General features: G+C 72.3%; 9 protein-coding genes. 1 reads left to right on the forward strand and 8 read right to left on the reverse strand.

The features are described from left to right. The 5 genes from MR1_RS14715 to MR1_RS14735 form a co-directional block, all read right to left on the reverse strand. A partial coding sequence (locus MR1_RS14715; RefSeq protein WP_157518259.1) for a hypothetical protein occupies nt 1–214 on the reverse strand: 214 nt, incomplete at its 3' end. Between the two features lie 165 nt (nt 215–379). After that, nucleotides 380–1,963 (reverse strand): S8 family peptidase, encoded by a 1,584-nt coding sequence (locus tag MR1_RS14720; protein ID WP_067248451.1) that lies wholly within the window; start codon nt 1,961–1,963, stop codon nt 380–382. Nucleotides 1,964–1,998: 35 nt separating this feature from the next. Beyond that, entirely contained in the window at nt 1,999–2,445 is a 447-nt protein-coding gene (locus tag MR1_RS14725) for a hypothetical protein (RefSeq protein WP_067248453.1), read from the reverse strand. Further along, nucleotides 2,432–3,097: an RNA polymerase sigma factor gene (locus MR1_RS14730; protein WP_255218167.1), complete on the reverse strand. Its 666-nt coding sequence runs from the start codon at nt 3,095–3,097 to the stop codon at nt 2,432–2,434. Before MR1_RS14730 ends, MR1_RS14725 begins: the two co-directional genes overlap by 14 nt. Nucleotides 3,098–3,201: 104 nt before the next feature. Further along, entirely contained in the window at nt 3,202–4,548 is a 1,347-nt protein-coding gene (locus MR1_RS14735) for an MFS transporter (protein ID WP_157518261.1), read from the reverse strand. 73 nt (nt 4,549–4,621) lie between these two features. On the opposite strand from MR1_RS14735, the gene MR1_RS14740 reads away from it, so the two are divergent. After that, nucleotides 4,622–5,248, forward strand: coding sequence for an ArsR/SmtB family transcription factor (locus MR1_RS14740; protein WP_067248464.1), 627 nt, complete (start codon nt 4,622–4,624; stop codon nt 5,246–5,248). A gap of 176 nt (nt 5,249–5,424) precedes the next feature. Here MR1_RS14740 and MR1_RS14745 read toward each other — a convergent pair whose 3' ends face one another. From MR1_RS14745 to MR1_RS14755, 3 genes are read right to left on the reverse strand one after another with little or no spacing between them, the layout of a single operon-like run. Next, on the reverse strand, nt 5,425–6,111 hold the full coding sequence (locus tag MR1_RS14745; protein WP_067248466.1) for a hypothetical protein: 687 nt from the start codon (nt 6,109–6,111) through the stop codon (nt 5,425–5,427). Continuing rightward, nucleotides 6,111–7,028, reverse strand: a complete 918-nt coding sequence (locus MR1_RS14750) for an ABC transporter ATP-binding protein (RefSeq protein ID WP_067248469.1) — start codon at nt 7,026–7,028, stop codon at nt 6,111–6,113. Before MR1_RS14750 ends, MR1_RS14745 begins: the two co-directional genes overlap by 1 nt. Then, nucleotides 7,025–7,405 (reverse strand): GntR family transcriptional regulator, encoded by a 381-nt coding sequence (locus MR1_RS14755; RefSeq protein ID WP_067248473.1) that lies wholly within the window; start codon nt 7,403–7,405, stop codon nt 7,025–7,027. Before MR1_RS14755 ends, MR1_RS14750 begins: the two co-directional genes overlap by 4 nt. Nucleotides 7,406–7,650 lie beyond the last annotated feature (245 nt).

Genomic DNA, 7,650 nt, shown 5'->3' on the forward strand with positions numbered 1-7,650 from the left:
ACAGCTCCTCGGCACGGGCGGGCTCGCCGGTCTGCGCGAGCAGGTAGGCGGTCGTCCCGGCGATGCGGGCCCGCAGGTCCGGGTCGGCCCCGGGGTGCGCCGCGGCGCGATCCAGCAGGCGGCGCCCCTCGACGTACCGCTGCGCGTTCGTCGCGGCCAGGCCGCGTTCGTACAGCGCGCGTGCCGCCGCCGGCGCGGATCCCGGGCTCCCCATCCCCTCAGGATGCCGTGTCGGCGGGGTCCGCGCGAGACGGGGCTCCGGCCGCGACCGCCGAGACCCCCTCTCCCCGCCGAAACCCCCTCGCAGAACCGTGTGTGCGGAGGGGTCTCGGCGACGAGAGGGGGTCTCGCGAGCAGGACGGATCGGGAGCGGGCCGGATCAGGAGAGCGGCGCGTCCGGGGGCAGGGCCTTCAGCACCTCCGTCACGGTCTCGGCCGCCGTGGCGGCGGGGGCGACGTCCGCGGCGGCCACCGCGCCGACCAGCCCCGCCGCGATCCGCCCCGCCACGTACGGGGCCGCGAAGGAGGTGCCGCTCCACGCGGCGAATCCGCCCCGGTAGTCGTCCGGATCGACCGTCTCGCGCACGAGGCCGCCGACGTCCCACCGGGTGGCGGCCTGGGCGCCGCCGGTGAAGGCCGGAGTGGTGCTCACCACCGCGGCGCCCGGTGCGTATGTGCGGACCCAGGGGCCGACGTTCGAGAACAGCGCGACGGATCGGGCGGACGGATTGAGCGCGCCGACGGAGACGAGCGGGTGCAGCTCGTCCGGCTCGATGCCGTTGTCCGCGCCCGGCCAGGCCCAGAGGGACGCGGGGAACGCGGGACGGTCGATCGCGTCGTTGCCCGCCGAGCACACGACGACCGTGCCGAGCTCCCTGGCGGTGCGCAGCAGGTCGTACAGCGTTCGGGAGAACTGCCCGTCCACGGGTGTCTCGTGGTAGTAGCCGAGGGACAGGCTGAGCACGTCGATCGGCCGTCCGCCGTCGATCCCGTGCACGTGGCGCCGCTGCAGCTCCACGAGCGCGGCGAGGGAGCGCAGGAACGTGCTCTCGTCCACCACCCCGAGCGATCCCGCGACACGGATGGCGAGGATGTCCGCGTCCGGTGCCGTCTGCCGGATGATCCCCGCGATGAACGTGCCGTGCCCGGCGACCGCGTCGATCTCGCCGTCGAGCTGTCCGTAGAGGTCGGGGTAGCGTTCGGGGTCGTCGTCTCCGGTGAGCCCGATCGGCACGCCGTCCAGCGTCACCCGGGTGGTCACGACGGTGTCCGGCAGCCAGGCGTGCGCGCCGCACCCGGTGTCCAGCACCGCGACGACGACCCGGCGTCCTCGCCGGGGGTCCGGACCGCGGCGCGGAGCCGGGCCGATCCATGCGACCGGCTGGCGTCCGCCCCGCCCGGGCGCGAGGTAGTCGTCGCTGCCCGCTCCGGCGCCCTCGCCGCGGGCGGGGTTCGTCCGGGTGAAGGGGTTGGTGCGTGTGAAGGGATTGGTGCGCGTGAACGGGTTGAGCCCGACCGGATCCACGGACAGCACGTGCTCGAGCCCCGCGCGGGGCATCGGCCCGCCGGCGACGCGCCGGGCCCGCTGGAGCACGCGCCACGCGTCCGGTGCCACGGGCGAGTCGCCGCGGCCCGGCTCGGCGGACGTGGTCAGTCGTGCCCGGTGCACTCCCGGGATCCCGGGCAGGACCCCGGGGCCGAGACCTGTGCGGACGAGGTCGTCCTGCCCGATCTCCAGCTCCCAGCCGAACGATGCGGCGACCTCCCGCAGGATCCGGACGTCGCGGTCGTAGGCGCCTTCGACATCGTCCGGATTCTCCGTGATCAGCATCCGGTCCGGCAGGTAGGCGGTCGGATAGGCGCGGACGCCGTCGACCGGATCGATCGCCGGATCCAGTGTCGTCCCGCGGGGGATCGACCCCTCAGCGCGGTCCTGCCAGCTCCATCCCCGGGGCTGTTCCATGGCACGTCCTTCCCGCGGCGCCGCCGCGTCTCCGATCACACCTCGAACCGGGGCGTGAGCAGGTCACCGGTCTCCCCGTCGGCGACCAGACGCACACGGGTGAGCCCGGCGGGAACGTCGTCGAAGGCGAACCGCCCCGTCGCGTCCGGCGGCACGCTCCGCGCGCGCGATCCCTGGGACAGCCGGACCTCGCGGACCTGCGCGTCGACCCATCCGTCGATGCGGCGGGTGTCGCGGGCCGTGCGGCTGATGTGCAGGAGCAGACCGATCCGGCCGTCGCTGAACTGCAGCGTCGTCGTCTCGGCCTCCCCGCGGACGGCGCCGAGCCCGCTCTCGACGAGCGTGAGCAGGGCGTAGTCGCGGGAGAGGTCCTCGACCGCGATCGCGGCGATCATCCGTTCGGCGAGATCCGGCGCCGGCGGGTCGAACCGCTCGGCCGCCGCTCGGATCCGGCGCAGCAGGGCGTCGTCAGCGTCGGTCATGGCGGGCGTCCTTCCCGGTCCCGGATCCCCGTCGCTGCCGGGACCCGTTCGCGTCGTCGCCGAAGCCGTGCGCCGTCAAGGCCGTCCGGAGCTTGCCCAGACAGCGCTGCCGCGTCGGGCCGATGCTCCCGATCGGCATCTCGAGATCCGCCGCGATGCGGGCGTAGTCGGGGCGGTCGTCGAAGGCGACGACGCGCAGCAGCCGCTGGCAGCGTTCGGTGAGGGTGCCGACGGCGGCCCAGAGCCGCGCCGCCTCGTCGGACGCCGCCACGACCGCCTCGGTCGACCGCTCCGGCGGCAGCAGGGGTTCGAGCAGCTCGTCGGCGGTGGAGTCCGCGCGGCCGTGCACGCGCGTGGTCCGCCAGGCCTCTCGCCGCGCCGTGACGGTGAGCCAGCGGGACACGGCGCGGTCGTCGGCGATCGTGTCGGCGTGGCGGACGAGCGCCATCCAGGTGGATTGGACGACGTCCTCCGCCAGCGTGCGCTCGAGGCCGTACGCGCGGACGACGTGCCAGAGCACGGGGGTCATCAGGCGCACCAGGTCGTCCATGGCGCGTGCATCGCCGGCGCGCCAGTCGGCGAAGAGATCGGCCGCGCGCTCCCACCGCTCCGGGCCCTCGCTGACAGCGCCCTCGGGTGAGGCGTCGGTCATGGTGCCCATTGTGCTCACACCCTTCAGGAGGACGGCAAGTGCTTCCTGATACCCGCGTCCCGGAAATCGTCCCGCGGGCCCCGTGCGGCTCTCGCCCGTCCGAGTCACGCACGCACGGCGGTGGCGGGATCGGTGTCGAACGTCCGGGCATGGGCGGCCCAGCCTGCCTCGGCCGGGAGGGAGCGGAGCCCGCGGTTGGTCACCGCGAGCAGCAGGGAGACGACGCAGAAGCCTGCGCAGACGAGGAGCGTGGCGTCCCGCCCCGCCCAGGTGAGGCCGAAGCCGGCGATGAGAGGCGCGAGCGGCATCGCTCCCATCCCGAGCACCCCCGACGCGGCGTTCGCGCGGCCGAGGAGCCGCGACGGCGTCGCCACCATGAAGTAGCCCATCATCCCGGCGTTGAGGGTGGGGATAAGGAAGACCGCGAACACGAGCACGAGGGCGATCGTCGCCGTCTCGTGCGCGAGCGTCAGGGCGGCGACCGCGACGCTGGCCGCGCCGATACCCGCGATCATCAGCACCCCGGCCCCGATCCGCGGCACGAGGAGCGGGGCCGCGAGCGCGCCGACGAGCATGGTCGCGCCGAGGACGGCCGAGACCATGCCGATCGTCAGCTCCGTTTCCCCGGCCTGCTGGAGCGCGTAGATCACCGTCGTCAGGGCCGCGTTGAAGCCGAGGTTGACCGTCGTGGAGATCCACAGCACGCCGCTCAGGTCCGGGCGAGAGAACAGCCAGGCGAACCCCTCGCGGATCTCTCGGAGCGCGTTCGGGCCACGCTCCGCCGGGGCCCCCTCGGTCGGGCCTCCCTCGCGGGGGGAGCGCGCGGCGTCGTCGTCGACCGGGGGCACGGAGGCTCCCGCGTCATCGCGGACCGCACGGCCGAGCAGCCACGCGGAGGCCGCCGCGAGCGCGTAGCAGACGGTCATCACCACGCCGACGAGCCATGCGCCGACTCCCAGCAGGAGACCGCCGAGCGGGCCTGCGGTGAGCTGGAGGGCGGCGTCGCGTCCTTGGTTGGCGGCCTGCGCCCTGCCCATCGCCTCGTCGGGGACGATCTCCTTGACCGCGCTCTCGCTCGCCGGTTCGAACGCCCCCGCGCGGACGGCGAGCAGGGCTTGCACCGCGAGAAGGGCGGCGAAGCTGAGCGCGCCGCTCAGCGCCAGTGCCGTGAAGCCGGCGGACAGGACGGTCGCGAACACCGCGCCGACGAGCATCATGCGCACCCGGTGGTGGCGGTCGGCCAGCACGCCGCCGAACAGCGTCAGGGCCAGCCGCACCGTCATCCCGACGCCGCCGATGATCCCGGCCTGCGCAGGGTCGTTCGTCACGATGAGCGCCACCAGGGGGACGGCGAACGAGGCCAACGAGGTCCCCAGCCCCTTGGCGGTGTCGCTGAACAGCCAGGCCACGTAGCGCCGATTGGTCCAGAGCCCTGCCCGCGTCTCGTCCATGTCGACGACCATAGACCGGCAAGTAAAGTTGCGCAAGTAAAATTGCGCAAATTGTGCTGCGTAGGATGGGGGCATGGCCGAGGCGACCGAGGGACAGCAGCCGCAGCCGTCCGCGCGTGCCGAGGACGGCGGAGGCCCGAGGGCGGCCACCACGGCGGTCCTCAAGGCCTACGCGAACCCGATCCGTCGCCAGATCCTGAAGCAGTTCGCCAAGCACGAGTTCCGCCGCGCCGCCGATGTCGCCGAGGCGCTGGACATGCCCGCCAACAAGGTGAGCTTCCACCTGCGTGTGCTCGCGGAGGCGGGGCTCCTCGTCGAGGCGCCCGAGCAGGCCCGCGACCGCCGTGACCGCGTGTGGCGGGCAGAGAAGCGCGCGATGAACATCGGCGGCCCGGAGCACCCGGTCGAGGATCCGGTCCTCGGCGGCGCCGTCCTGCAGGCCCTGATCGACGACCACAACGACATCCTCCGGAGGATGGCGGCGTGGACCCCGACCTACATGGCCGGACAGACGACCGAGATCCACGCGGAGTTCGCGCAGATGACCGTGCGGCTGACGGAGGCCGAGTTCCAGTCGTTCATGACGAGGATCGGCGAGCTGAAGGACGAGATCCTCGCGGCGCACGAGCGGGGCGACGCCGGCGGCGAGGACACCCGGGTCTGGCAGATCGACGTCATCGCCGCCGACGACACGATCTGACCGCTGATCCGGGGGTGGGGCGTTTCGTCTCGCTGCGCTCGCTCAACGACCGGGTGGGTGACCGCTGATCACGGGTGGGGCGTTTCGTCTCGCTGCGCTCGCTCAACGACCGGGACGGGACTCACCGGTCGTTGAGCGAGGAGCGCAGCGACGAGACGAAACGCGCGGATCCGGGATCAGGGGATGGCGCGGCGCAGCACCAGGAACGCCACCCCGGACAGCAGCACCGTCACCGCGAGCCCCCACAGCGTCAGCCCCAGCGCGCCGAGGTGCAGGATCCCCTCCCAGACGTTCCCCCACAGCTCCATCCGCGTGACGAGGAACGCCAGGCCGACCAGGATCACCACCGGCACGAGGCTCGCCATGGTCGTGATCGCCGCCCCCCAGCGCTTGTACACGGTCGCCCCGGTGAACCCGACGACGAAGAAGAACAGCGCGAGCGTGAAGTAGGTGAGGCCTGCCGCGACGGGGCCGGCCTCCCACACCCAGGGGAGGTGGAACACGTAGCCGTTGACGCCCCACCCGCCGGTGGCCTGCTCGATGAGCCCGCCGACGACGAACACGGCGGCCATCACCAGCGACCCGAGGACCGCGGTGAGCATCGTCCCGGCGAAGAAGTCGCGGCGGGTGATGCTCATCGCCTGGGAGAAGGGGAAGGTCATGGTGAGGGCGGACAGGCCGACGGCGAAGAAGACCCACAGCGGCGCCTGGCCGCCTCCGCCGTACTTCGGCGCATCCGTCGGGATCATCGCGTAGATGACGATGGAGACGACCGCGGAGGCGCCGAGGACGATGAGCGGGACCCACAGGAACGTCTGCTTGTTGACGAGCTGCAGGCGGACCACGTTGAGGACGCGGGACATCAGCGCACCTCCTCCTTCTCTGCGGCCGCGGCCGCGTCCTTGGCGCCGGACGCGTTCTGCGTCAGCCGCACGATGAGCTGCTGGAGCGAGACCGGCGCGATGTCCAGACCCGCTTCCACGACCGCCGCGCGCTCCGCGGCGGAGAGACGGCCGAGGACCGTCACCGATGCGACGCGGCCCAGCGACTCCCGGTGCAGGACCTCGCGGTCGCCCACCCAGGCGTCCACCGCCGCCGCGTCCCCGACCACGGTGACCGCGCGGTCGCGCACGGCGTCGGTGTCCTCGTCGAGGAGGATCCGGCCGCCGTCGATCACGATGACGCGCTCGATCAGGTTCGACACCTCGTCGATCAGGTGGGAGGAGAGGATGATCGTCCGCGGGTGCTCCGCGTAGTCCTCCAGCAGCCGGTCGTAGAAGATCTGGCGGGCCACGGCGTCGAGACCCAGGTACGGCTCGTCGAAGAACGTGATCTCGGCGCGGGACGCGAGGCCGATGATCACGCCGACGGCGGAGAGCTGGCCGCGCGAGAGCTTCTTGATCCGCCGCTTCAGCGGGAGCTGGAAGGCCTCGACGAGCTCGTCCGCCAGCTGCTGGTCCCACCGCGGGAAGAACATCGCGGAGATCCGCAGCGCGTGGTCGGCCGTGGCGTCGTCGGGGTACTTCTGGCTCTCGCGCACGAAGCAGACGCGCGACAGCACGTGCGCGTTCTCGTAGGGCTCCTCGCCGAACACGTGCGCGGTGCCGGACGTGGCGAAGTTCTGGGCGGTGAGGATCGACATGAGCGTGGTCTTGCCGGCGCCGTTGCGGCCGAGGAGGCCGTAGATCGTGTTCTCCTCGATCGCGAGCGACACGTGGTCGAGCGCGAGCGTGTCGCGGTAGGTCTTGACGAGGTCCTTCACCTCGATGACGGCGGTCATGCGGGGTTCCCTTCGGTGGATGTCGCGGCGCGTTCGCGCAGGAGTGCGGCGAGGTCGTCGGGGCCGAGCCCGAGCGTGCGGGCCTCGGCCAGGAGTGGATCGATGAAGCGCTCGGCGAACGCCGTGCGGCGCTCGCCGAGGAGGAGGTCGCGGGCGCCGGCGGTGACGAACATGCCGATCCCGCGCCGTTTGGTCAGCACGCCCTTGTCGGTGAGCATGGCGACTCCCTTCGCGGCGGTGGCGGGGTTGATCCGGTAGAACGCAGCCAGTTCGTTCGTGGACGGCGCCTGGGACTCCTCGGCGAGGGAGCCGTCGAGGATCGAGTCCTCGATGGCCTCCGCGATCTGGAGGAAGAGGGGGCGGCCGTCTTCGATCACTGGCACTCCCGGGGTTGTTGGGTTAGTTACTCGACTAAGTAACCACGGAACCGGGGCGGTGTCAACCCGGGTCACCGCGTTTCGTCTCGCTTCGCTCGCTCAACGACCGGTGGGGGCGCGCGTTTCGTCTCGCGGAGACCTGCACTGAGCGAGCGCAGCGAGTCGAAGTGTCGCTCAACGACCGGGGCTCTCCCGGTCGTTGAGCGAGGAGCGCAGCGACGAGACGAAACGCGGTGACCCGGGGG

Source organism: Microbacterium resistens NBRC 103078 (assembly GCF_001552355.1).
In the GTDB taxonomy this organism is placed as follows: Bacteria; Actinomycetota; Actinomycetes; order Actinomycetales; family Microbacteriaceae; genus Microbacterium; species Microbacterium resistens.

Bases quoted from the DNA above. Each gene is read 5' to 3' on its own strand.
- MR1_RS14735 (WP_157518261.1), bottom strand. From the start codon at position 4,548: ATGGACGAGACGCGGGCAGGGCTCTGGACCAATCGGCGCTACGTGGCC.
- MR1_RS14740 (WP_067248464.1), top strand. From the start codon at position 4,622: ATGGCCGAGGCGACCGAGGGACAGCAGCCGCAGCCGTCCGCGCGTGCC.
- MR1_RS14745 (WP_067248466.1), bottom strand. From the start codon at position 6,111: ATGTCCCGCGTCCTCAACGTGGTCCGCCTGCAGCTCGTCAACAAGCAG.
- MR1_RS14730 (WP_255218167.1), bottom strand. From the start codon at position 3,097: ATGACCGACGCCTCACCCGAGGGCGCTGTCAGCGAGGGCCCGGAGCGG.
- MR1_RS14720 (WP_067248451.1), bottom strand. From the start codon at position 1,963: ATGGAACAGCCCCGGGGATGGAGCTGGCAGGACCGCGCTGAGGGGTCG.
- MR1_RS14725 (WP_067248453.1), bottom strand. From the start codon at position 2,445: ATGACCGACGCTGACGACGCCCTGCTGCGCCGGATCCGAGCGGCGGCC.
- MR1_RS14750 (WP_067248469.1), bottom strand. From the start codon at position 7,028: ATGACCGCCGTCATCGAGGTGAAGGACCTCGTCAAGACCTACCGCGAC.